The organism is Streptomyces sp. NPDC006208 (assembly GCF_040613775.1).
GTDB lineage: Bacteria > Actinomycetota > Actinomycetes > Streptomycetales > Streptomycetaceae > Streptomyces.
Genome location: NZ_JBEXSW010000018.1, coordinates 42,315 through 65,639, shown reverse-complemented (window position 1 = coordinate 65,639; position 23,325 = coordinate 42,315). Strand labels below are relative to the sequence as shown.

Genomic DNA, 23,325 nt, shown 5'->3' with positions numbered 1-23,325 from the left:
AACATTTCGACAGAGAATTGACGCGCAGCGAACACCCGCCGCACACGGCTGATACCACTGCGCCACATGAGCCTCGCCTTTTGTCGAGGCTCGTTCTTTATGCCCGATTTATCTGAGGCGTAGGCCACTCGGAATCACAGATTCCAGGTGTTTGGAACGGGACGCTTCGACGTGCTGAAATTCTCGAACTCCCGAGTAGTACGGCTCTGAACGAAAAACGGCACAACCTAGGTGCCGACGCCGAGAGGTTGTTGGTCGAGTGAGGCGAAGCAAGAACAGCTCCGCAGAGCAGCAGGCGCGGGGCAACTTCACCCCGCCGCCGCGCACAGCGGCGTCGCCTGCGGATGTGTCGGGTACCTCCGGTGCTTCCCCGGCCGCCGGCAGCACAAGCCGGCTGTCCCCGCGCAACTGGCGGGTACCGACCCGCCTGAACGCGATCCTGCTCATCCCCGTCATCGTCGGACTGGTGATGGGCGGCTTCCAGGTCAAGACCTCGATCGACACCTGGAGCGAAGCACAGGACGCCGAGAAGACGGCGCTCGTCGTGCGTGCTGCCTCCGAGTACGGCCAGGCGCTGCTGAACGAGCGTGACCTGACGGCCCAGCCTCTGCTGCTGGCCACCAGTGCCGACGCCCGCAAGGGTCCCGTCATCCGTGACGCGTACGCGAACACGGATGCCGCCAAGGCCAAGTTCGACAAGGTCATCGAGCAGATGCCGCAGACGGAAGGCCTCAAGCGCCGTCTGAACCTGTTCCGCAAAGCAGAGCCGACGCTCGAGAAGCTCCGCGGGGCCGCCTACACCAAGGCGCTCGACCCGGTGCAGACCGAAGAGGGCTACGTCGCCGTCCATCACTACCTGATGGAGTTCTCCAACGAGCTCGGCCTCGGCACCGGCAACATCACCAGCTACGGCCGTACCGTCTACGCCGTCCAGCTGGCCAAGGCCGCCACGTCCCTGCAGCGCTCCATCGGCATGCACCTGCTGGTCCGGCCCAGCAAGGACCAGGTCGTCCTCAATCGCCAGCTCGTGGCGTTCAACTCGTACAACTACCTCGAGCAGATCGCCATCGGCGAGTACGTCTCCGGCGGTACACAGGCCGAAGTGGACCGGCTCAAGGAGGTCATGACCACCAAGGCCGCCGAGGGCAAGAAGCGGCTGGCGGCCGCGGGGCTGACCCCTCCTGAGGGCCAGGACGGTTCCGTGCTGACCGGCATGGCCACCCAGATCGGCCAGGGCGTGTCGCCCGACAAGCTCAAGACGCAGGACATCACGCCCCAGACCTGGTTCGGCGGATCCACCGCGAAGTTCGACGGCTACACCGAGATCGAGAAGAGCCTCGTCGACCGGGCCGTGGAAGAAGCGGCGGCCATCTCCGACGACGCCAAGACCGACGCCATCGTCAACGGCGCCATCGTCGTCATCGCCCTGCTGACCGCCTTCATCCTGGCCGGTCTCATGGCCCGCCAGATGAGCCGCTCGATGCGCCAGCTGCGCACCGCCGCCTTCGGTATCGCCGAGCAGCGTCTTCCGATGCTGGTCGACCAGCTCTCGCGCACCGAGCCGGGCCGCGTCGACACCCGGGTCCAGCCGATCCCGATCGACACCCAGGACGAGATCGGCGAGGTCGCCCGCGCCTTCGACCAGGTCCACCGCGAGGCCGTCCGGCTCGCCGCCGAGCAGGCCATGCTCCGTGGCAACGTCAACGCGATCTTCACCAACCTCTCGCGCCGCAACCAGTCGCTGATCGAGGGCCAGCTGACCCTGATCACCGACCTGGAGAACAACGAGGCCGACCCGGACCAGCTGGAGAACCTCTTCAGGCTGGACCACCTGGCGACCCGTATGCGCCGCAACGGCGAGAACCTCCTCGTCCTCGCGGGCGAGGAGCCCGGCCGCCGCTGGAACCAGCCGGTTCCGCTGGTCGACGTGCTGCGCGCCGCCTCCTCCGAGGTGGAGTCCTACGAGCGCATCGAGCTCACGGGCGTCCCGGAGACGGACATCCACGGCCAGGCCGTGACCGACCTCGTGCACCTGCTCGCCGAGCTGCTGGAGAACGCGACGACGTTCTCCTCCCCGCAGACCAAGGTTCGCGTGACGGCCACCCGGCTGCCCGACGGTCGCGTCATGATCGAGATCCACGACAAGGGCATCGGCCTGACGGCCGAGGACTTCGCCGACATCAACCACAAGCTGGCCAACCCGCCGACGGTGGACGCCGCCGTCTCGCAGCGCATGGGCCTGTTCGTGGTCGGCCGACTCGCCGACCGGCACGGCGTCCGCGTCCAGCTGCGCCCCTCGGGCGAGCAGGCCGGCACCACCTCTCTCGTCATGCTTCCCGACGCCATCACCCACGGCGGCGGCGGCGAGGCACTGCCCGAGGACGACTTCACGGTCTCCTCGATCATCCCGGAGCAGCTGCAGCAGTCGTACGAGTCGTACGAGTCGTACGACAGCCCCCCGATGCGCACAGCGGCGGAACTCGGCTTCGACGACTCCCGCTACGAGCAGCCCGCGGACTCCTCACAGCTCGACCCGGTCGGCCGCTCGCTGGCCCGCGAGGAGCGGCGTGCCGCCCTCGAGGCCCAGGCGCACGGCGGCGAGCGTCCGCTGTACCGCGACGAGCAGGGGTACGCCCAGGACGAGCAGGGGTACGCCCAGGACGGTCAGGGATACGCCCAGGACGGTCAGGAGTACGGCTCCGCGTACGACCAGGGCTACGCGCAGGACCAGCAGACGGCGTACGACGACTACCAGGCGCCCGGCGGCTACCCCGAGACCCAGGAGTCTGCGCAGCACTCGGCGGAGGCCTATACGGAAGCCGGCTACCAGGCTCCGCAGAGCGCCCAGCCGCAGTACGACGCCTCGTACGACTCTCAGGCCCACCAGGCGGAGTGGTCGGCCCAGGACGGCTATCAGACCGCGTACGAGCCGGAGTACCGGACCGAATCGGAATCTGCCCCGGACGCTCCCACGAGCGCTTCCGAGCGCGTAGGCTTTGATCGTCCGGGACCCTCTCCGAGCAGCAGCCACGAGCGGACGACCTCCGGCCTTCCCAAGCGCGGCAGCAGCCAGCCGTCGCAGCAGCAGCCGGCACAGCAGTGGCAGCAGCCCGCCGAGCAGGCGCCGCAAGCTTCACCGAGCGGGCGGCCCACCATCGGCGGCCGCGGCACCGGCTTCGGCTTCGGTACCTCCTCCGACTCAGGCTCCGACACCGGCTCCGGCCCCGGCGAATGGCGTTCGAAGAACGACGAGCGCTGGCAGCGGGCGGAGAAGCTTCGCGACCCGAAGGCAGGAGGAGTCACCTCCTCCGGTCTCCCCCGGCGCGTGCCCAAGGCCAACCTGGTCGAAGGCACCGCGGAGCAGACCCCGCAGGGCGGCCCCCAGGTCTCCCGCGCCCCCGAAGACGTGCGCGGCAGGTTGAGCAACCTGCGTCGCGGCGTCCAGAAGGGACGCAATGCGGGGACGGACACGAACGGACCGGCCACTTACGATCGACAGAGTGGCCCGGGTAGTACCTACAACCAGGAGCGTTAGTGTGAGCCCGATGAGCCAGGCGGCGCAGAATCTGAACTGGTTGATCACCAACTTCGTGGACAACACCCCTGGGGTGTCCCACACCGTGGTGGTCTCCGCCGACGGACTCCTGCTGGCGATGTCCGAAGGTTTCCCGCGCGACCGCGCCGATCAGCTGGCGGCTGTCGCCTCCGGTCTGACCTCGCTGACCGCTGGAGCATCCCGGATCTTCGAAGGCGGCGCTGTCAACCAGACGGTTGTGGAGATGGAGCGCGGCTTCCTCTTCATCATGTCCATCTCCGACGGATCCTCGCTGGCCGTTCTGGCCCACCCCGATGCCGACATCGGCCTGGTGGGCTACGAGATGGCCCTCCTGGTGGACCGTGCAGGCAGCGTGCTCACCCCGGACCTGCGGGCGGAGCTCCAGGGAAGTCTTCTCAACTAACAGGCAGACAGTGCGTTTCACGCCACCGCACCGTAAGGTGCGGTGGCGCGGCTCCACAGGGACAGGGACCGGCGACCGGCAGTCGGAGGAGGAAACGTGGCAACACCCCCAGGCGGACGCCCCTATGAAGGTGGTCATCAGCCTTCGGGCGATCACTCGGCGAACCGCTTCAACTTTCCTTCGACGCCGAGCAGACAGGGCACTCAGGGGCCCTATCAGCAGCAGCAGTCGCCGTACGACCCGTCGTACGACCAGCCGATGGGGCCGGGGGGACACTCCCGGATCCAGCCGGTGCAGCCGCGGAAGGCTCCTCAGCCGTCGTCGGCATCGGGCGGCAGCAACCCGTTGGTGCGCCCGTACGCCATGACCGGCGGCCGGACCCGGCCGCGCTACCAGCTCGCCATCGAGGCGCTGGTCAGCACCACGGCCGATCCGTCCAGGCTGCAAGGGCAGTTGCCTGAGCACCAGCGGATCTGCCGACTGTGCTTCGAGATCAAGTCGGTCGCCGAGATCTCGGCCCTTCTCTCCATCCCCCTCGGCGTTGCCCGGATCCTCGTCGCCGACCTGGCGGAGGCCGGACTTGTCGCCATTCACCAGCCCGGCGGCGACGAGTCCGCCGGCGGCCAGCCAGCCGTGACACTGCTCGAAAGGGTGCTCAGTGGACTTCGCAAGCTCTAGCGGCGGTGCAGCCCGCTCAACCACCAGCGCGAAGATCGTGGTGGCGGGCGGCTTCGGCGTGGGCAAGACCACGTTCGTCGGCGCCGTCTCGGAGATCAACCCGCTGCGTACCGAAGCCGTCATGACGTCCGCATCGGCCGGCATCGACGACCTCACCCACACCGGCGACAAGACCACCACCACGGTGGCCATGGACTTCGGCCGCATCACCCTGGACCAGGACCTGATCCTGTACCTCTTCGGCACCCCGGGCCAGGACCGCTTCTGGTTCATGTGGGACGACCTGGTCCGCGGCGCCATCGGCGCCGTCGTCCTCGTCGACACCCGCCGCCTCGCCGACTGCTTCCCCGCGGTCGACTACTTCGAGAACAGCGGCCTGCCGTTCGTCATCGCCCTCAACGGCTTCGACGGACACCAGCCCTACAACCCCGAGGAAGTCCGCGAAGCACTCCAGATCGGCCCCGACACCCCGATCATCACCACCGACGCCCGCCACCGCGCGGACGCCAAGAGCGCCCTCATCACGCTCGTCGAGCACGCCCTCATGGCGCGCCTGCGGTAGGTCCGCACCGGATCCCTGTCCGGCCGTGGGAAAGGCTCCGCACTCCGAAAGGAGTGCGGAGCCTTTCCTCGTGGCCGCCGGATCACCCTGGCCGGCCCGCCCGGAGCGAACGACTTCCCCAAGTCCTGTGTCTGCGCGCGCCCTTGGGCGTTACGAGGGGCGAGGTGCCGAGGGTCTGGCACTCTTTGTGACCGTCGGCCTCCCGGCCCGCGCTGCGGCACGCACCGCCGTACCCGGCTACGGCGGCCGAACGCCGGCGGCACGCCGAGCGGTGTCAGGGGACGGCCTTCTGCGGCCCTGAGCCCCGGCTCAGGGCCGCGGACAGAAGGCCAGGGCGTGAGCAGACGACGGGGGAACGCGCAGGGCCCCCGCTCGCAGTCGCGCGAGCGGGGGCCCTGCGGCGGCCTCGAGAGGCCGGACGGTTGTCAGCCCTGCCAGCTGTGGGCCGAGCGGAAGCCCGGCTGGCGCTCCAGTCGGCGCCAGCCCGCCGTGGAACGGCCGCGGTGGGGCTGGGGAGTGGTGGTGGACGCTGCACGGGCCAGGAGGACCGCGGTGATGGCCGCGAGTTCCTCGGGGGCCGCCTGGCCCTTCTCGACGCGCAGGAGGGAGGAGGAGTCGGTCGGAGTGCTCATGAGCTTCGTGGCTCCAGTCTCGTCAGTCTCGTCGCAGGGTCACTGCGGGGGGTTGCCGTGCTTGCGCGACGGCAGATCTGCGTGCTTGGTGCGGAGCATCGCGAGCGAGCGGATGAGCACCTCGCGGGTCTCGGCCGGGTCGATGACGTCGTCGACCAGTCCGCGCTCCGCTGCGTAGTAGGGGTGCATCAGCTCGGCCTTGTACTCCTTGACCATCCGCTTGCGCATGGCCTCGGGGTCGTCGGCGTCGGCGATCTGCCGGCGGAAGATGACGTTGGCGGCACCCTCGGCGCCCATCACCGCGATCTCGTTGGTCGGCCAGGCGTAGGTGAGGTCCGCACCGATGGACTGGGAGTCCATGACGATGTACGCACCGCCGTACGCCTTGCGCAGGATCAGCGAGATCCTCGGCACCGTGGCATTGCAGTACGCGTACAGCAGCTTCGCCCCGTGCCGGATGATTCCACCGTGCTCCTGGTCGACGCCCGGCAGGAAGCCGGGCACGTCCAGCAGGGTGATGATCGGGATGTTGAAGGCGTCGCACATCTGCACGAAGCGCGCTGCCTTCTCGGAGGCTTCGATGTCCAGGACACCGGCCAGGGACTGCGGCTGGTTGGCGACGATGCCGACCACCTGACCGTTGAGCCGGGCGAGCGCGCAGATGATGTTGCGGGCCCACCGCTCGTGAATCTCGAGGTAGTCGCCGTCGTCGACGAGCTCCTCGATGACCTTGTGCATGTCGTACGGGCGGTTGCCGTCCGCCGGGACCAGGTCGAGCAGCACGTCCGAGCGACGCTCGGACGGGTCGTCGGCCTGGACGGACGGCGGGTTCTCCCGGTTGTTGGAGGGCAGCATCGAGAGCAGGTAGCGCACCTCGGCGATGCAGGTCTCCTCGTCGTCGTACGCGAAGTGCGCGACGCCCGAGGTCTCGGCGTGCACATCCGCGCCGCCCAGCCCGTTCTGGGTGATCTCCTCACCGGTGACCGCCTTGACGACGTCCGGGCCGGTGATGAACATCTGCGAGGTCTCGCGGACCATGAACACGAAGTCGGTGAGCGCCGGCGAGTACGCCGCGCCGCCCGCGCACGGGCCGAGCATCACGCTGATCTGCGGGATGACGCCGGACGCCCGGGTGTTGCGCTGGAAGATGCCGCCGTATCCGGCGAGCGCGGAGACGCCCTCCTGGATACGGGCGCCGGCTCCGTCGTTCAGGGAGACGAGCGGCGCCCCGGCCGAGATGGCCATGTCCATGATCTTGTGGATCTTGGTGGCGTGGGCCTCGCCGAGCGCGCCGCCGAAGATCCGGAAGTCGTGCGCGTAGACGAAGACCGTACGGCCCTCGACCGTGCCCCAGCCGGTGATGACACCGTCGGTGTACGGCTTCTTGGCCTCGAGACCGAACCCGGTGGCCCGGTGCCTGCGCAGTTGCTCGACCTCGCGGAACGAGCCCTCGTCCAGCAGCAGCTCGATACGCTCGCGGGCGGTCAGCTTGCCCTTGGCGTGCTGGGCCTCGGTGGCACGGTCGCTGGGTCCGCGCCGGGCCTCCTCGCGGCGGGCGTGCAGCTCGGCCACGCGGCCGCGCGCGTCGACGGCCTCGACGGCGTCGACGACCTCGGCTGCGTCGCTGGTGGTCTCGTCCAAAACGGTCATGCATCGACCCTACGGATCAGACCAAGAAAACCCTGCCGTCCACTCCGTACAGTCTCGCGCCCGATCTGCTGTCGGTGTCCCACAGAACCGTTTCGCACGGAGCGTCATTCACCAGCCGGGGATGGTCTGCCGTTGTGGAGGTCTTACAACACTGTTCAGCCGAGCGTCACCTCATACGCCTTCCCCGTCCGGGCGTTTCCCGGGGGAGGTGCAGCCGAGGCACCCCGCCCCTGCGGCCAGCGCTTCGGCGGACGCATCCTTGCTGATCACCGGCCCTGCGCGACAGCCAGGGACCCTCACAGGGGGTGTGCGGGCACGCCGCGGCGGGCGGCCCACCTTACCGAGCCGCCAGAAGTTCACGGCCGTTGACCCAAGCAGGTGATCGACCAGCGCCCGGCAGGCGGCTCGCGAGGCACCGGGACCGGGGACGATCAGGCGCCCGAGACGAGCGCGAGCGCGCTGAGAGCGGAGCGGCATTTCATGGCGGGGGATCCCCCTGCCGGTGACCACGGGCCTCGACGACTCCTGGAGTGAACCTTCCCCGAAGATGTTGAACTTTGAACGGAATGCGTCTACAGTCAATTTCGTTGAAGCTTAAACAACAGCGCTCCGGCGCCCGTCCCCAGGGAGCAGTCATGGGTCTTTTCAACCGCAAGAACACCGACGTCACCGTCTCGCAGGCCGTCTCCACCCTGGAGGTGGACCCGGCACTGGCGGCACTGAGCGGCGACTACACCATCGACCCCGCGCACAGCAGCATCGGCTTCACCGTCCGTCATGCCATGGTCACCAACGTCCGGGGCAGCTTCGGCTCCCACGAGGGCACCCTGTCGCTGGACGGCGCGGACCCCTCCCGCTCCACCGCCGCGATCGACGTCGACATCGCCAGCATCGACACCGGCATCGCCGACCGCGACGGCCACCTGCGCAGCGGTGACTTCTTCGACGCCGAGAAGTTCCCGAAGATGAGCTTCCGCTCCACCGGCGCCGAGCAGCTGGGCGGCGACAAGTACCGGATCACAGGCGATCTCACGATCAAGGACGTGACCCGTCCGCTCACCATCGACCTGGACTTCAACGGCTCCGCCACCGACGCGTACGGCAACGAGCGCGTGGGCTTCGAGGGCGGTACCGAGATCCTGCGCTCCGACTGGGGCCTGACCTGGAACGCGGCGCTGGAGGCCGGCGGCGTGATGGTCAGCGACAAGGTGAAGCTCACCTTCGACATCTCCGCGATCAAGGCCGCGCCGCAGGCCGCCTGATCCGACCGCACGCACCACCTGACGTGTGCACCGCCACGGCGGGGCCGGGAGCCACCCGGCCCCGCCGGCCTGCGTCACGGGGTCTGCGTCGCCTCTCAGAGTCCGGCGGTGAACAGCAGACGGTTGGGCGAGTTGTCGCCGGTGCCGACGACCACGTCCTTGGTGGACTGGTCGGCCAGCCAGTCGGCGACCTCCGCCACGGCAGCGGCCGGGTGCGCCGACTTGTAGAGGGCGGCGACACCGGCGACGTGCGGCGAGGCCATGGACGTGCCGCTCAGAGTCCGGGCACCGCCGCCCAGCCTGGCCGAGACGATGGAAGCACCGGGGGCGTACAGCCACAGGCATGCGCCGTAGTTGGAGAAATCCGTCTCCTTGTCGGAGCGATTGGTCGCGCCGACGGTCACCGCGCGCTCCGCGGACGCCGGGGAGATCTGGCAGGCGTCCTGCGAGGAGTTGCCCGCGGCGACCACCGGCAGGACACCGCTGTCCGCGACGGCGGTGGCCGCGCTGTTCACCGCGAAGGACCTGCCGCCGCCGAGAGAGGCATTGAGCACGGCCGGCTGCCGGGCGTTGGCGGCCACCCAGTCGAACCCGGCGATCACCCCCGACCAGCTGCCCGAGCCCTCGCAGCTGAGGACGCGGACGCTGACCAGGGTCGCCTTGCGGGCCACACCGTACGTACTGCCGCCGACGGTGCCGGCGACATGGGTGCCGTGACCGTTGCAGTCCGCGCCTCGCCGCCCGTCACCGACGGAGTCGTAGCCGAACACTGCGCGCCCGCCGAACTCGGCGTGGGTGTAGTCGATACCGGTGTCGAGGATGTACACGAGGGTGCCCTGCCCGTCGCCGCTCGCGGTGAACGAGCCACTGAGCGGCAGACTCCGCTGGTCGATGCGGTCCAGGCCCCAGGAGGCGGCCCGCGCCCGGGGGACGCTGCCGCCCGTGTCGAAGGCCGTCACCTTGGCGTCCTCCTCGACGGACATGACGCCCGGCGTCCGGCGCAGGGTCTTCAGCTGGGCCGGGTTGAGTGCGGCCGCGAAACCTCGCATGGCCGACGTGTAGGTGAAGAGGGGCTTGACGCCGAAGCGGCCGGGCACCTCGGCCGCGGCAACGGTCTTGCTGAGGCGCACGATGTAGTGGCCGGGCACGGCGTTGGCCGAGCGGTACAGCGGGGCGAGCCTGGGGACGGGGGTGGGGTCGGACTGGGCGGCGGCCGGGAGGGTGGCGGCAGCGGTCATCACCGCGGTGGTGACCGCTGCCGCCACGAGGGCGCAGAACCTCGTTCTCTTTCGCATGGGGACGAGGCAAGCACCGCGGCCGATCGCGATCAATCACCGACCGTGGCTATTAACTACTTTCGGTAGTGAAGTCGTTCCCCGCCCCGCCGATTGCCGTACAGCCATGACGGGCACAGGGGCCGGTGCACCCTGGTCCGGCTAGAACCCGCCGCCCCCGTCGAAGCCACCGCCGCCGCCCCAGTCGCCACCGCCGCCGAAGTCGGAGGAGTTGAAGTCGCCGCCGGAGTAGTCACCGCCCGAGGAGTCACCGAAGTCGCCGCCGCCGTACTCGGCGGCGTACGCCGGGGTCGAGAGCATGCTGCCGAGCACCGTGCCCACCAGCAGGCCGGGCAGGAGGCCGCCGCCGAAGTAGCCGCCCGCCCACGGGCCGTACGCCGGGCCTGCCTCCCAGTAGGGCCTGCGGCCGTAGTCCGTTTCGACGGTACGGGCCAGCGGGTCCTGGCCGGACTCGAGACGCGCCGCGTCCGCCGCGCAGACGGGGACGTCGCGGGCGGTGCCGGCAGCCGGGGACCAGGAGACGTCGGCGACCGAGGGGCCGTGGCGGGGGTCGAAGAAGCAGGGCGCGCGGCGCTCGGGCACCGGCCGGCCCTCGCGGCGTGCGGCCAGCACCACCAGCGAGTGGCGGCCGTCCTCCAGTGCCTCGGTGACTGCGCGCACGTCGGAGGGGTGCTTTGCCGCGCCCATGCGCGATTTGGCCGTGTCGTAGGAATCCAGCGCCCGCTCGTAGTCGGCGCGCATCGTGTCGTCGGCGCCCTTCTCCGAGGGATGGAAGTCGAGGCGGTCGAGTTCCTCGCCGAAGGCGGTGATGTCCTCGTCGACCACCACGCGGAGCTTCTCGAGTGCGGCCCGCTCCTCCTCGGCCTTGCGGCGCCGCTTGCCGCGGACGACCACGAATGCGGTGGTGCCGCCGGCGGCGAGGACCGCTCCGAGGGTGATCAGGCCGGCGGCGCTCACTCCGCCGTCGACGCCCGGGCCGGTGTTCCAGGAGGCGGGGGCGCTGCCGCGGGTCTGCGGGAGCGCCTGGTCGACGAAGTTGTCGAGCTGGGTGGCCGCGTCCACTGGGCCGGTCGCCTTCACCGCGTCGGTGAGGTTGTCGACGGCCTGGCGGGACATGACGCTGCGGTCCGCTCCCGCGTCGAAGCCGTCGCCGAGCCGGATGGCGTACAGGCCGGTGATCCCGGTCTCGGTGCGTACGGTTCGCAGAATGCTGTCCGCCGGGAAGGCGGAGGTCTCGGGCAGCACGGCGACGAAGACCGGCTTGTCCGCGTCCTTGATCTTCTGGGCCAGGGCGTCGGCCTGGGCAGGGGACAGCTGGCCCGCGGCGCCGGGGTCCACGTAGACGGGGCCCTCCTTGAGCGCCTCGGCCACGGTCTCGGGACCGGTGGCCGCGTGCGCCCCCGGCGCCGCCCCGAGGGCGGCTGCCGAGAGCGCGAGCAGCAGACCGGACAGTGCAGTGAACAGCCTGGTCTTCATATCATCGAAACTACCCGAGAGGGGTTGTTTTCGGGCATCTGCCGAGGTATAGGTTTCAGGCCGCCCGGTAGGCCTGGGTCAGCTTGGCGACCGCACCGGCCGGACGGCCCGCGAGCAGCAGATGGTCCGCGTCGGCGAAGGGCTTCGCCGACGCCTCGGTGAGATGACCGCCCACCCTCTGCTGGGTGATCAGCCTGGCCAGGGTGACCAGCTCCCTCGCCTCGGGGGACCTCGCCCGGCCGGTCGCCTCAAGGACCTTCGCCGCGATGCCCATCGCCTTGAGGGTGAGCTCGCCGCCGGCGGGTGTCTTCCGCAGCGTGGTCAGGCCCCAGCCGTAGGGGAACTGCGGGTCGTACGACGCGTCACCGACGTTGATCGGCAGCTGGGCCTCGGACTTCGGCCAGGTGACCGGAAGCTGTCCGGTGAAGGGGCGCCTGCCGTACAGGACGTCGGCGACCCCGTCGCCCTCGGTGCCCGGCAGCCAGGAGGCGACGAGCGCGTCGATGTCGCCGAGCCGGTCGCCGATGAGCTGAGGGCGGCCGGACACGATGAGCACCGCGCACTTCATCGCGGCGCACACCTTGTCGACGGCGGCCTTGTCCGCGGCACCGAGCTCCAGGTCGTGACCGTTGCCCACATCGCCGATGCCCTCGGCGTACGGTGTCTCGCCGACGACGACCACCCCCACGTCATGGCCGCCGGTCGACGCGGATGCGTCCTTGGAGTAGGTGATCTCCGTGCCGGGGGCGGCCTTCTTCATGCCCTCGAGGATGGTGGTCCCGGTGGTGATCCTCCCGGAGGAGCCCTGCCAGCTGATGGTCCAGCCGCCGGCCTGATTGCCGAGGTCGTCGGCGTTGGATCCCGCGACGTACACCTTCTGCGACGGCTTCAGCGGCAGCACACCGCCGTCGTTCTTCAGCAGCACCTGGGACTTGGCCGCGGCCTCACGGGCCACCGTCCGGTGTTCGGCCGAGCCGATCTTCGCGAGGTGGGTGGTGTCGGCGTACGGCTTCTCGAACAGGCCCAGCGTGAACTTCTGGGTCAGGATGCGGGACACGGCGTCGTCGACACGGGCCTGGCTGATGCGCCCGGCGGCCACCTCGTCCTTGAGGGTCCTCGTGAAGTCCTGGTAGTTGGTCGGCACCATGATCATGTCGAGTCCGGCGTTGACCGAGGTGCGCACATCGCTGGGGTAGTCGCCGGGGATCTGGTCGATGGCCTGCCAGTCACTGATGACAAAGCCCTTGAAGCCCATGCGGTCCTTCAGGACCCCGTTGATCATCTCGGCGTTGGCGTGCATCTTCACCGGGCCCCGGTCGTCGCCGAGGATGTCGAGCGAGGAGTAGGAGGGCATGACGGTGCCGGCGCCGCGCTCGACCGCTTCGGCGAACGGCGCGAGGTGGACCGCCTCCAGCTCCTCCCGCGTGACCTTGGTGACGCCCTGGTCGATCGTGTACGAGCCGGTGGCCGACGAGCCGAACTCCGTGCCGCCGTCGCCGGCGAAGTGCTTGGCGCTGGTCAGCACCTTGTCGTTGCGGTCCAGGTCCTTGCCGGACGCCGGGCCCTGCATCCCCTTGATCACGGTCTCCATGGCGGTGACCAGCGCCGGGTCCTCGCCGAAGGCCTCGTACGAGCGGCCCCAGCGCTCGTCGCGTGTCACACACAGGCAGGGCGCGAAGTCCCACGGGATGCCGGTGGCCCGGACTTCCTTGGCGGTGACCGCTCCGGCCCTCTCCGCGACCGCCGGATCGCGGGAGGCGCCGATGCCGATGTTGTGCGGCATGATCGTCGACCCGACGACGTTGTTGTGCCCGTGCACCGCGTCCACGCCGTAGATCAGCGGGATCTGGAACCGGGTGGCCTGGGCGCGCAGTTGGTACGCATCGACCATCCTGGCCCAGGCCTCGGGCGCGTTGGGCGTCGGCACCGAACCGCCGCCGGAGAGCAGCGAGCCGAGATCGTAGGATGCGATGTCCCCCTGGGATTTGAGCGCGTTGCGCTCGGCCTGGGTCATCTGGCCCGCCTTCTCGGCGAGGGACATCCGCGCGAGCAGGTCGGCGACGCGCTTCTTCACCGGGAGCTTCGCGTCGAGGTACGGCAGCCCATGCGCGTTCACGACGACCTGCGGGGACTCGGCAGGGGACGTGGCGCCGGTGACGGTGAGCTCGAGCGGGATCGTCTCGGCGGACTCGGCCGCGCCGTCCTTCCTGGTGGGGACGGCGACCGTACGGGTCTCGCCCGAGGCCGTGCCGGCCGGGAAGGTGAGCGTGCCGGAGACGGGCGTGTAGTCCGTACCGGCCTCGGCGCTGCCGCCCGCGGTGGTGTACGCGACGGTGACGGGCTCGTCGATCGGTCCGGAACCGGTGGTGGCCACGGAGATCTTCACCTGGGCGGTGCCGCCCTCGGCGACCGGGTGGACGGCCGCGTCGGTGACCACTTTGGCGCTGAGGACCGGGTCGGCCTTGCCGTACAGCTCGACGCCGTCGAGGGCGAACGAGCCGGGGGCGCCCGTCGGCAGGGTGAGGGCGTACCCCCACGTCTCGTTCAGGCCGAGGACCTGGTCGATGCCGCCGACGGGCTGGTAGTCGGCGCGGTAGACGAAGTCCGTGAAGGGGAGCTCGACAAGGTGCCAGCCCTCCCAGTCGTCGGTGAAGGACGTCGTCCACAGCTCGGACGCCTCGCCGTTGGCGCCGCCGTCCTTGATCTCGAAGTGGATGCGTTTGCCCGAACCCGGCGGCAGGGGCGCGGTGTTCTGGCCGTACCACCAGAAGCGGATGCCCTTGCGGCCGGTCCAGTCGTGGGCCGGCTTGTCGAAGGCGAAGTCGTGGGTGAGTCCGCCCCAGCCGCTGATGTCGTAGCTGCCCTGGAGGACCTTGCTGCCCTCGGGGGCGTCGGCGCGCTCCTTGAGCTCGAGCTTCGGCTGGTCGTCGGCGTCGCTGCCCCAGGTGAAGATGCCTTCGGCGGGCGGGTTCGCGAAGGGGATCTCGCCCTCGAACCGGTCGACGGGCACGGGCGCCGGGTCGTCGGCCGCGGCGGCGCTCGGGAGGGCGGCGACCAGGAGGCTGCCGAGTACGGCCGTCGCCGCCATCACCGCCGTTCCCGTCCTCGTCCGGGCTCTGAATCGTGGTCGTGTTCGTGGCATGACGGCTCCTTCGGTGGTCGACGGCGTGCGGGAGCGGGCGGTGTGCCGGGGCGGCGAGACGCCTGGCCCTATGAGCAGTGCCGGGTCGTGGTCAGCGGGTGGGCGCGGAGCCCCGGACGACGAGCTCGGTCGGCAGCACGACCGGCTCGGCCGGGACCGCCCCGCCGGAGAGCCGGGAGAGCAGCAGATCTGCCGCCGTCTCCCCCATCCGGCGCATGGGCTGGCGGACGGTGGTCAGCGGGGGCTCGGTGTGCCGGGCCATGGGGATGTCGTCGAAGCCGACGACGGCGATGTCGTCCGGGACGGTGCGGCCGGCGTCGCGAAGGGCCCGCAGGGCACCTGCGGCGCTGAGGTCGTTGTGCGCGAACACCGAGTCGAAGACCGTGCCTTGGGCGAGATGGCGTTCGATCGCGAGGCGACCGGAGATCTCGGTGAAGTCGCCTTCGGCGATCCGGCCGACGGGCGTCGGCATGACGTCGACGAAGCCCTCCAGCCGGTCGCGTACGCAGCCGAAGTGGCGGCGGCCGGTGATGACGAGGGGCCGGGTGCGGCCGGCCGTCCGGAGGTGCCGGGCGGCGGCCGCGCCGCCCTCGCGGTTGGTGGTGGCCACGGACGGGAATTCGGGGTGGTGGCCGCGGTCGTCGATCAGGACGACGGGCAGCCCGCGGCGGTGCATGGCGGTGATGGTGTCAAGGGTGTTCTCCGGTTCGACGACGAGCAGTCCGTCGAAGGCGCGGGCGGAGACCTGGCTGGTGAAGTGGTCCACGGACTCGACGCCGCGGTTGCAGGTGAACAGCAGCAGTCCGTAGCCGGCCGCCTCGACCGTGTCGACGACTCCCTGGAGGACCTCGCCCATCCACGGCCAGGTGAGCGGAGGCGTCAGCATGCCGATCGTACGGCTGCTGCCGCGGGCCAGGCCGACGGCGCCGGAGCTGGGCACATAGCCGAGGGAAGCGATCACTTCACGAACACGGGCCGCGGTGTGGGAGTCCACATCCGCCCTGGTGTTGAGGACCCGGGAGACCGTGGTCTTGCTGACCCCCGCCTCACGTGCGACGTCGGCGATCGTGACACGCATCGAAGGGGCCTCCGCCTCGAGGTGGAACCGGTACCGGAACCGGTACCGGTGGTGCGCGGCGAGTCAATCGGCAGCGAGTCCTGTCGTCAAGACTTCACACCGAGATCGGCCGAATCTCAATTTCCATGCCACTGAAGGGCGTTGTTCGTTCAGATCCTGAATGCTCAAACCCTTGACGGACGTTCAGATCGGCAGTTCACTCACGCCTCGTCCCCCACACCTCTGCCGAGAAGGGCTTCAGCCCATGGCACGACGACCGATGAGAACGCTCCGCATCCTGCTCGCGGGAGCGCTGGCCGCGGCCGGACTGACCGGCCTGTCGGCCGGCACCGCGCAGGCCGCGGGCGAACAGGTGAACATCTGGCTGACCACGACCGATGACAGCGGCGGCCGCCATGTCACCCGCGGCCTGCAGCAGCAGACACCCGTCACCTTCGAGTCCGGCAACGGAGGTGGCGGCACGAACATCACCGTCGACGAGAACACCCGCTACCAGACCTTCACCGGCGGCGGCGCATCCTTCACGGACACTGCCGCCTGGCTGATGAAGGGCAGCGGCGCACTGTCCCAGGCGACCCGTGACGCGACGATGCAGAAGCTGTTCTCGCCCACCGACGGCATCGGTCTCTCCTTCGTCCGCAATCCGATGGGCGGCTCGGACCTGGCCCGCTTCGGCTACACGTACGACGACATGCCGGCCGGCCAGACCGACCCGACGCTGTCACGATTCTCGATCGCCCACGATCTTCAGGACGTCCTGCCGCTGACCAAGCAGGCCGAGCAGCTCAACCCCGCGCTCACCGTCGTGGCGTCGCCGTGGACGGCGCCCGCCTGGATGAAGGACAGCGGGCAGCTCAACGGCGGCTGGCTGAAGGCCGAGAACTACGGCGTATACGCCTCCTACTTCGTGAAGTACCTCCAGGCGTGGCGCGACCAAGGTGTTCCGGTCGACTACGTCACGGCACAGAACGAGCCGACCTGCTGCGGCGGTTATCCCTCCATGAGCTGGAACGCCTCGGGACTCGCCTACTTCACCAGAAGCGAGCTGCTGCCGAAGCTCCAGTCCGCCGGCCTGCCCACCAAGGTGCTGGCGCACGACTGGAACTGGGACACGTACGACGCGTACGCAGCCGAGACGGTGAACGACGCGGCGGTGCGCAGCCATCCGAACTTCGGCGGCATCGCCTGGCACGGCTACGGCGGGAACGTCTCCAAGCAGACCGACGTCCACAACCAGTACCCGCAGCTGGACGCCTTCCAGACCGAGCACTCGGGCGGCACCTGGATCGCGAACCAGCAGCGCGAGGACATGACGAACATCATCGACTACACCCGTAACTGGGCGAAGTCGGTGACGAAGTGGTCCCTCGCGGTCGACCAGAACCGCGGCCCGCACAACGGCGGCTGCGGGGTCTGCGACGGCCTGGTCACCGTGCACAACGGTGACGCACGGCACGGCCAGGTCGACTACACGATCGAGTACTACACGATGGGCCACCTCACGAAGTTCGTGAAGCCCGGAGCCCACCGGATCGCCTCCACGGGCAGCTCGGCCGTCCCGAACGTGGCGTGGCGCAACCCGGACGGCTCCAAGGCGCTGATCGCCTACAACGACTCGTCCGACGCGCAGACGATGACGGTCAACTGGGGCGGCCGGCGGTACACGTATGCACTGCCCGGCAGGACGTCCGCGACCTTCACCTGGTCCGGTGCCCAGTCCGGCGGCGGTTCGGAGCCGTCCGGCGCCCTGGCGGGTCTGGCAGGCAAGTGCCTGGACGTCGCGGGCGGCGCCGACGCGGACGGCACCGCGGTCCAGCTCTGGGACTGCAACGGCTCCGCGGCCCAGCGCTGGACGATCCGCTCCGACGGCTCGGTCCGGGCGCTCGGCAAGTGCCTGGACGTGACCTCGGGATCGACCACGAACGGCGCCAAGGTGCAGCTGTACGGCTGCAACGGCTCCGGCGCCCAGCAATGGCGCCACGAGTCGGGCAGCGGCGACCTGGTGAACGTCTCGGCGGACAAGTGCCTGGACGTCACGGACAACTCGTCGGCGAACGGGGCGCGTGCGCAGATCTGGTCCTGCACGGGGGCGGCCAACCAGAAATGGCGCCTGCAGTAGCCGGACGGCCTCCTGGTCCGCCTTGTGTACTCCACCTCGAGAAGAGGTGGAGTACATGTTCATGCACCTGTCGATTCCGGACCGGGGTATCGGCCCGGCGGGCCTGCGCGACCGTGCCGGCCGACCTACCGATCAGCCGTGTGAACGAGCCGCGGACCCATGCGCCTCGTCCGTCGGCTCGACCAGGCCTTGTCCGGCGGATCATGCCTGGGACGTGATGGTCTGGTATGCCCATCTCCTGCGTCGTCGTCTGGTGAGGGAGGAGAATCAGCGGCATGACCATGGTGAAGGACATCGATGTCCGCGGTATGCAGCACTGCGAGACGACGGCGCTGGGCGTGCTGCTGCGCCATGAGGGACTCGACTTGTCCGAGCCCATGCTGTTCGGGCTTGGCTCCGGGCTGTCCTTCATCTACTGGGACAGCAAAAGCATGGGCTTTCCCTTCCTGGGAGGCCGGGTCAAGCCGTTCGAGCTCACCAGGAACCTGGCCGCCGTACTCGGGCTTCAGCTGCTGGTCGGGGAGACCACCTCCCCGCGCAAGGCATGGCTGAACGTGGCGGCACCCATCGACGCCGGTCGGCCGGTCGGCCTTCAGCTCGACAGCTACCACCTGGACTACTTCAGCACCAAGGTGCACTTCGGCGGGCACGTCGTGGCCATGTACGGCTACGACGAACAGGACGCCTACCTGGTGGACACCGACCCGCAGGGCGGAGCCGTCTCGACCAGCCTCGCCGGCCTGGCCAGGGCCAGAGCCGAGCGCGGCCCCATGACCGCCAAGCATCGCTCCTTCACCATCACAGCGCCCGGCAACCTGATGTCACCGCAGGACCGGATCATCCCCGCGATCAAGACCTGCGCCGACGCCTTCCTGAACCCGCCCATCGCGAACCTGGGCCACCGGGGCATCGAGAAGACCGCGAAGCAAGTGCCGAAGTGGCTGCAGCGCAGCGACAATCCGCAGGAGGACCTGCCACGGGCCGCCGTCCTCATGGAGAGGGCCGGCACCGGCGGCGCTCTGTTCCGCAATCTCTACCGGGACTTCCTCGCCGAGTGTGCCCAGTTGATCGACAGCAGCCACCTGCGCACTGGCCACAGCCTGTATGCCGAGGCCGCCACCCTCTGGACACAGGTGGCCGCACTCGTCGGGACAGCAGGCGAATCCGGCGACGCGAAGAACCTCATGCAGGCCGGCTCCATCCTCCACGAGCTCTCGCGCATCGAACGCGATGCGATGCAGGCACTCAGCATGCTCTAGACGAGTTGTTCCGAATGATCAGTGGTCGTACGCGATCAGTGATCGTGCGACCGGCCGGCGGGTCTTGTGGTTGTGCCAGATCGCGGCGGCCATCGCGAGGATGCGCTGGGCGACGCGGACGGCGACGCCCTCGAAGGTCCGCCCGCCGTGCTGTTCCAGATCGAGCCGGCCCTTGAGGGTGTCGTTGACCGACTCGATCAACTGCCGTAGTCAGCAGGGCGTCCAGCTCATTCGTCACAGAACGATCTTGGACGCCCTGTCTGCGGACACCGGGGCCGGCCCCGTCCGCATCCGCCAGTCGCCCCCGGCTGTGCCGCTGAGCGGCCGGTTCGGCGACGTGGCGCGGCGCGCGCCGTCGTTTCCCGGCCTCTGCGCCCCGCGTGCCGTGGCTGCGGGAGCGGGGTTCGAAAGGGACTTCGGCCGGAGGGGAATCCTTTTCGGATCTCCCCGCCTCTTGTCTGTGTACCGGCCGAACGGGCCGGCAGAACTGGGAGGAACCACCAATGATGGTCACCAGCCTCGTAGTGATCGGAGCCCTGCTCGTGGGTGCGTGCAGCCGGCACCTGATGCGGCGCTACAAGAGCCGAAGCTGACCAGCACCTGCCCGTAGGGCGCCTTCCGGGTAGGAGTCTCAGATGAACCAACGCTTCACTTGGCCGGACGAGCGGCTGATCAAGGCCGCTCAGGACGGCGACGTCACTTCGCTCACCACCGTCGTCATGGAATCGCAGCCTCATGTGCGCAGGTTCGCCATATCGCTGTGCCCCTCACCGCAGGACGCGGAGGACGCGGCGCAGGAGGCGCTGATCATCCTCTACCGGAAGATCGGCACTTTGCGGGCCACTGGCGCGCTTGCCTCATGGATGTTCCGGATCGTGCGCAACGAATGCCTCCGGCAGGTACGGCTGCTCGTCTCACGGAGCGACGAGGCGACAGCCGAACCGGAGGCGACTGCGGAACCGTCCGCCGAGGACGCGGTGCTGCACAGGCTGGAGGCGGAGCGGATCGCGGCTGCGGTCAGCGTCCTTCCCCGTGACCAGCGGCAGGTTCTGATCATGCGGGACGTACAGGGCCTGCCCGGCAAGACCGTTGCCCATTCGCTCGGTCTGAGCAATGCCGCGATGAAGTCGCGGCTGCACAGAGCACGCGCAGCACTGCGTCACTCCCTGGCAGTGACAGACCAACCACTCGGTCAAGCCGCCGATCAGGCGCGCGATCAAGCTATCGACCAACCAGTCGGAGGAGTCTCACGACCGTGGACACCGTGAACGTCGCGAACACAGTGAAGCCCGCGCAGGGCGCGAAGGCCCAGGCCGCCGCGCCCGAGATGAACTTCGCCAGCAAGTCCGTCCCGCGCCATCTAGCGCGCGGCGCCATCGGCTTCGGGCTGATCATCGGCTCGATCGCCCTGGTGCCCGTCGCCGGCCCGGCCACCCTGCTGGCGGCCCCGTTGGCCCTGATTGCCTTCCGCGGCTGCCCTACCTGCTGGATGGTCGGCCTGGCACAGACCATCTCCCTCGGCCGTCTGGAGCGCCAGTGTGTGGACGGCGTTTGCACCCTCACCAAGGCGCACACGGCGGCGAAGGCCACGGGCAGCCCATAGCAACGTCCCGGGTGCTTCCCGGTGACCACGACCACTGATCATTCGGAATGACTCGTCCAGGAGCTGTCCGGCACGGTTCGGGGTTTTCGTGGCGCCTGGACGACGGCCCTGATCATCCGACATTGCCCGGCGTCGGGTTCATCGTGATCCCCGAACTGTCCTGGCGCCACATCGAGGCTCCCACCGATGTCGTCGAGATCGGCCGGCGTGCCTCGTGTGTGGGGCACAAGGGAGGGAACACCAGGGCGAGACGCTGTGGCAGAGCCTCGTCGCCCGCCTGGCGGTGGTGGTGCGGGAGGTGAAGGCCCGGGCCGCTCGCACGGCGGGTTCACGAGCAAGCTCCACCTGAGTGCCGATGGTCGCTGCCGCCCGCTGTACCTGGTTGTCACACCAGGGCAGCGGGCGGACTGCACCCAGTTCCGGCCGGTGCTGGAGAATATCCGCGTCCCGAAGATCGGACGGGGCAGGCCACGCAAGAAGCCGGACGGTGTCGCAGCCGACAAGGCCTACAGCAACGGGCCCTGCCGCGACTGTCTGCGACGCCGGAGCATCCGGCACACGATCCCGGAGAAGACCGACAGCCAGGCCGCCCGCCTACGCAAAGGCTCTCGCGGCGGACGGCCACCCGGTTCCGACGAAGAACGGCACAAGAGACGCAACACCGTCGAACGGACGATCAACCGCTTGAAGCCCCTCGCTATCTGGCTGCGAACGCGATCGCCCGGACACGTCCTAGTCCGTCGGCTCGACGCCGGCGCGCAGCAGGCCGTAGGTGTACGCGTCCTCCAGGGCTTGCCAGGAGGCGGCGATCACGTTCTCCGCGACGCCGACCGTGGACCATTCGCCACTGCCGTCGCCCGTGGTGATCAGGACGCGGGTCGTGGACTCGGAGCCGTGGCGGCCTTCGAGGATACGGACCTTGTAGTCGACAAGCTCCAGCTTGGCGAGCTGGGGGTAGAAACTCTCCAGGCCCACCCGCATCGCGCGGTCCAGCGCGTTGACCGGGCCGTTGCCCTCGGCGGTGGCGACGATGCGCTCGCCCTTGGCCCACAGCTTCACCGTGGCCTCGTTGGCGTGCGTGCCGTCCGGGCGGTCCTCGACAATCGCGCGCCAGGACTCGGTGCGGAAGTAGCGGCGGGGCCGTCCCTCGGCCTCCTCACGCAGCAGCAGCTCGAACGACGCGTCGGCGGCCTCGTACGTGTAGCCCCTGAGCTCGCGCTCCTTGACACGCTCGACGACCCGGCCGACCAGCTCTCGATCGCCGCCGAGCTCGATGCCGAGCTCCTTGCCCTTGAGCTCGATGGACGCGCGCCCGGCCATGTCGGAGACGAGCATCCGCATGGTGTTGCCGACCTGCTCGGGGTCGATGTGCTGATAGAGGTCGGGGTCGACCTTGATCGCGGACGCGTGCAGTCCGGCCTTGTGGGCGAAGGCGGAAACTCCCACGTACGGCTGATGCGTGGAGGGCGTGAGGTTGACGACCTCGGCGATCGCGTGCGAGATCCGGGTCATCTCCTGCAGGGAGCCCTCCGGCAGGACCTTTCTGCCGTACTTGAGCTCGAGCGCGGCGACGACCGGGAAGAGGTTGGCGTTGCCGACCCGCTCGCCGTAGCCGTTGGCGGTGCACTGGACGTGGGTGGCGCCCGCGTCGACGGCCGCGAGCGTGTTGGCGACGGCACAGCCCGTGTCGTCCTGGGCATGGATGCCCAGGCGCGCGCCGGTGTCGGCCAGGACCGTGGAGACGACGGCCTGGACCTGGGCGGGCAGCATGCCGCCGTTGGTGTCGCAGAGGATGACGACCTCGGCGCCGGCCCCGGCCGCGGCGCGGACGACGGACTTGGCGTATTCGGGGTTGGCGCGGTAGCCGTCGAAGAAGTGCTCGCAGTCGACGAACACCCGGCGGCCCTGTTCGCGCAGGTGGGAGACGGTGTCACGGACCATCTCCAGGTTCTCTTCCAGCGTCGTGCGCAGGGCGAGCTCGACATGCCGGTCGTGCGACTTGGCAACCAGCGTGATCACCGGGGCGCCCGCGTCGAGGAGTGCTTTGACCTGCGGATCCTCGGCGGCCCTGGCACCGGGCCGACGGGTGGCACCGAACGCGACGAGCTGTGCGTTCCGGAAGGTGATCTCCTGCTGTGCGCGGGCGAAGAACTCCGTGTCCCTGGGGTTGGCGCCCGGCCAGCCGCCCTCGATGAAGCCCACGCCGAACTCGTCCAGGTGCCGGGCGATCGTCAGTTTGTCCGCGACCGTGAGGTTGATGCCCTCGCGCTGTGCACCGTCACGCAGCGTCGTGTCGAAGACATGGAAGCTGTCGTCGACACGAGAACCGCCGCCGGTCTGCGTGTCCGTGGCCTTGGTGGTCATGGCTGTCTTGACTCCTGTCGGATGAGTGGCTCCGGAAGTTCTGGCTCCACTTGCCCCCATCTTCGCGCGGTTCGCCTGTGGCCTGGGTCGGGCCGTAAAACGAAAAAACCCCTCGCGGGTGCGAGAGGTCTGCGCGCGGGTCTGGGGCACGGTGCCGCTGCCGCGAGGGGATACGTCCACGGTTCAGCGGTCACTGCGGACCGGCGCGCTGTTGCCGATAATCATGGCGAACGAGAGCACATCGGC

General features: G+C 69.3%; 16 protein-coding genes and 3 pseudogenes. 11 read left to right on the top strand and 8 right to left on the bottom strand.

Annotated features, from left to right (window positions below; genetic code table 11):
• Positions 1 to 259 precede the first annotated feature (259 nt).
• The 4 genes from ABZ208_RS16845 (at position 260) to ABZ208_RS16830 (ending at position 5,199) form a co-directional block, all read left to right on the top strand.
• A complete protein-coding gene (locus ABZ208_RS16845; protein ID WP_356910237.1) occupies positions 260 to 3,535 on the top strand; it encodes a nitrate- and nitrite sensing domain-containing protein in 3,276 nt (1,091 codons plus the stop codon).
• 10 nt (positions 3,536 to 3,545) lie between these two features.
• Positions 3,546 to 3,959 (top strand): roadblock/LC7 domain-containing protein, encoded by a 414-nt coding sequence (locus ABZ208_RS16840; RefSeq protein ID WP_006127847.1) that lies wholly within the window; start codon positions 3,546 to 3,548, stop codon positions 3,957 to 3,959.
• A gap of 96 nt (positions 3,960 to 4,055) precedes the next feature.
• A complete protein-coding gene (locus ABZ208_RS16835; RefSeq protein ID WP_356910236.1) occupies positions 4,056 to 4,637 on the top strand; it encodes a DUF742 domain-containing protein in 582 nt (193 codons plus the stop codon).
• Positions 4,618 to 5,199 carry an ATP/GTP-binding protein gene (locus ABZ208_RS16830; RefSeq protein ID WP_050791473.1) on the top strand — a complete coding sequence of 194 codons (582 nt, stop codon included), beginning with the start codon at positions 4,618 to 4,620 and terminating at the stop codon, positions 5,197 to 5,199. The genes ABZ208_RS16835 and ABZ208_RS16830 overlap by 20 nt, the downstream gene beginning before the upstream one ends.
• Before the next feature lie 425 nt (positions 5,200 to 5,624).
• Here the strand turns inward: ABZ208_RS16830 and ABZ208_RS16825 are convergent, their stop codons facing one another.
• A complete protein-coding gene (locus ABZ208_RS16825) occupies positions 5,625 to 5,831 on the bottom strand; it encodes an acyl-CoA carboxylase subunit epsilon (RefSeq protein ID WP_356910235.1) in 207 nt (68 codons plus the stop codon).
• A 39-nt stretch (positions 5,832 to 5,870) separates the two neighbouring features.
• Positions 5,871 to 7,481 (bottom strand): acyl-CoA carboxylase subunit beta, encoded by a 1,611-nt coding sequence (locus ABZ208_RS16820; RefSeq protein ID WP_328396057.1) that lies wholly within the window; start codon positions 7,479 to 7,481, stop codon positions 5,871 to 5,873.
• Between the two features lie 635 nt (positions 7,482 to 8,116).
• On the opposite strand from ABZ208_RS16820, the gene ABZ208_RS16815 reads away from it, so the two are divergent.
• Positions 8,117 to 8,743 (top strand): YceI family protein, encoded by a 627-nt coding sequence (locus tag ABZ208_RS16815; protein ID WP_356910234.1) that lies wholly within the window; start codon positions 8,117 to 8,119, stop codon positions 8,741 to 8,743.
• Between the two features lie 95 nt (positions 8,744 to 8,838).
• On the opposite strand, the gene ABZ208_RS16810 is transcribed toward ABZ208_RS16815, so the two are convergent.
• The 4 genes from ABZ208_RS16810 to ABZ208_RS16795 all read right to left on the bottom strand — a co-directional run bounded on the left by ABZ208_RS16810 (position 8,839) and on the right by ABZ208_RS16795 (position 15,734).
• The gene (locus ABZ208_RS16810; RefSeq protein ID WP_356910233.1) at positions 8,839 to 10,038 is read right to left on the bottom strand and encodes a S8 family peptidase; all 1,200 of its coding nucleotides are present in this window, start codon (positions 10,036 to 10,038) and stop codon (positions 8,839 to 8,841) included.
• A 141-nt stretch (positions 10,039 to 10,179) separates the two neighbouring features.
• The gene (locus ABZ208_RS16805) at positions 10,180 to 11,514 is read right to left on the bottom strand and encodes a hypothetical protein (RefSeq protein ID WP_356910232.1); all 1,335 of its coding nucleotides are present in this window, start codon (positions 11,512 to 11,514) and stop codon (positions 10,180 to 10,182) included.
• A gap of 55 nt (positions 11,515 to 11,569) precedes the next feature.
• A complete protein-coding gene (locus ABZ208_RS16800; protein ID WP_356910231.1) occupies positions 11,570 to 14,656 on the bottom strand; it encodes a glycoside hydrolase family 3 N-terminal domain-containing protein in 3,087 nt (1,028 codons plus the stop codon).
• Positions 14,657 to 14,747: 91 nt separating this feature from the next.
• On the bottom strand, positions 14,748 to 15,734 hold the full coding sequence (locus tag ABZ208_RS16795) for a LacI family DNA-binding transcriptional regulator (RefSeq protein WP_356910230.1): 987 nt from the start codon (positions 15,732 to 15,734) through the stop codon (positions 14,748 to 14,750).
• Between the two features lie 244 nt (positions 15,735 to 15,978).
• Here ABZ208_RS16795 and ABZ208_RS16790 point away from each other — a divergent pair, with 244 nt between their 5' ends.
• Both ABZ208_RS16790 and ABZ208_RS16785 read left to right on the top strand, forming a co-directional pair.
• Positions 15,979 to 17,853, top strand: a complete 1,875-nt coding sequence (locus ABZ208_RS16790) for a ricin-type beta-trefoil lectin domain protein (RefSeq protein WP_356910229.1) — start codon at positions 15,979 to 15,981, stop codon at positions 17,851 to 17,853.
• A 275-nt stretch (positions 17,854 to 18,128) separates the two neighbouring features.
• Positions 18,129 to 19,112 carry a BtrH N-terminal domain-containing protein gene (locus tag ABZ208_RS16785; protein WP_356910228.1) on the top strand — a complete coding sequence of 328 codons (984 nt, stop codon included), beginning with the start codon at positions 18,129 to 18,131 and terminating at the stop codon, positions 19,110 to 19,112.
• Between the two features lie 18 nt (positions 19,113 to 19,130).
• Here ABZ208_RS16785 and ABZ208_RS16780 read toward each other — a convergent pair.
• Positions 19,131 to 19,322: pseudogene (locus tag ABZ208_RS16780) on the bottom strand (IS982 family transposase); the annotation flags it as partial.
• Positions 19,323 to 19,747: 425 nt separating this feature from the next.
• Between ABZ208_RS16780 and ABZ208_RS16775 the strand changes: the two are divergent.
• From ABZ208_RS16775 to ABZ208_RS16760, 4 genes and pseudogenes are all read left to right on the top strand, one after another.
• Positions 19,748 to 20,380: an RNA polymerase sigma factor gene (locus tag ABZ208_RS16775; protein ID WP_356910227.1), complete on the top strand. Its 633-nt coding sequence runs from the start codon at positions 19,748 to 19,750 to the stop codon at positions 20,378 to 20,380.
• Positions 20,368 to 20,715: a hypothetical protein gene (locus ABZ208_RS16770; RefSeq protein WP_356910226.1), complete on the top strand. Its 348-nt coding sequence runs from the start codon at positions 20,368 to 20,370 to the stop codon at positions 20,713 to 20,715. The genes ABZ208_RS16775 and ABZ208_RS16770 overlap by 13 nt, the downstream gene beginning before the upstream one ends.
• Positions 20,716 to 20,788: 73 nt before the next feature.
• Positions 20,789 to 20,933, top strand: a pseudogene (locus ABZ208_RS16765) (30S ribosomal protein S1); the annotation flags it as partial.
• Positions 20,902 to 21,420, top strand: a pseudogene (locus ABZ208_RS16760) (transposase); the annotation flags it as partial. The pseudogenes ABZ208_RS16765 and ABZ208_RS16760, both read left to right, overlap by 32 nt.
• Before the next feature lie 27 nt (positions 21,421 to 21,447).
• Here ABZ208_RS16760 and cimA read toward each other — a convergent pair.
• Positions 21,448 to 23,079 carry a citramalate synthase gene (gene cimA, locus ABZ208_RS16755; protein ID WP_356910225.1) on the bottom strand — a complete coding sequence of 544 codons (1,632 nt, stop codon included), beginning with the start codon at positions 23,077 to 23,079 and terminating at the stop codon, positions 21,448 to 21,450.
• Positions 23,080 to 23,325: the final 246 nt, after the last annotated feature.

Coding starts and splice junctions, on each gene's coding strand:
- ABZ208_RS16775 (WP_356910227.1), top strand. CDS start 19,748: ATGAACCAACGCTTCACTTGGCCGGACGAGCGGCTGATCAAGGCCGCT.
- ABZ208_RS16805 (WP_356910232.1), bottom strand. CDS start 11,514: ATGAAGACCAGGCTGTTCACTGCACTGTCCGGTCTGCTGCTCGCGCTC.
- ABZ208_RS16795 (WP_356910230.1), bottom strand. CDS start 15,734: ATGCGTGTCACGATCGCCGACGTCGCACGTGAGGCGGGGGTCAGCAAG.
- ABZ208_RS16815 (WP_356910234.1), top strand. CDS start 8,117: ATGGGTCTTTTCAACCGCAAGAACACCGACGTCACCGTCTCGCAGGCC.
- ABZ208_RS16800 (WP_356910231.1), bottom strand. CDS start 14,656: ATGCCACGAACACGACCACGATTCAGAGCCCGGACGAGGACGGGAACG.
- ABZ208_RS16825 (WP_356910235.1), bottom strand. CDS start 5,831: ATGAGCACTCCGACCGACTCCTCCTCCCTCCTGCGCGTCGAGAAGGGC.
- ABZ208_RS16785 (WP_356910228.1), top strand. CDS start 18,129: ATGACCATGGTGAAGGACATCGATGTCCGCGGTATGCAGCACTGCGAG.
- ABZ208_RS16810 (WP_356910233.1), bottom strand. CDS start 10,038: ATGCGAAAGAGAACGAGGTTCTGCGCCCTCGTGGCGGCAGCGGTCACC.
- cimA (WP_356910225.1), bottom strand. CDS start 23,079: ATGACCACCAAGGCCACGGACACGCAGACCGGCGGCGGTTCTCGTGTC.
- ABZ208_RS16790 (WP_356910229.1), top strand. CDS start 15,979: ATGGCACGACGACCGATGAGAACGCTCCGCATCCTGCTCGCGGGAGCG.
- ABZ208_RS16840 (WP_006127847.1), top strand. CDS start 3,546: ATGAGCCAGGCGGCGCAGAATCTGAACTGGTTGATCACCAACTTCGTG.
- ABZ208_RS16820 (WP_328396057.1), bottom strand. CDS start 7,481: ATGACCGTTTTGGACGAGACCACCAGCGACGCAGCCGAGGTCGTCGAC.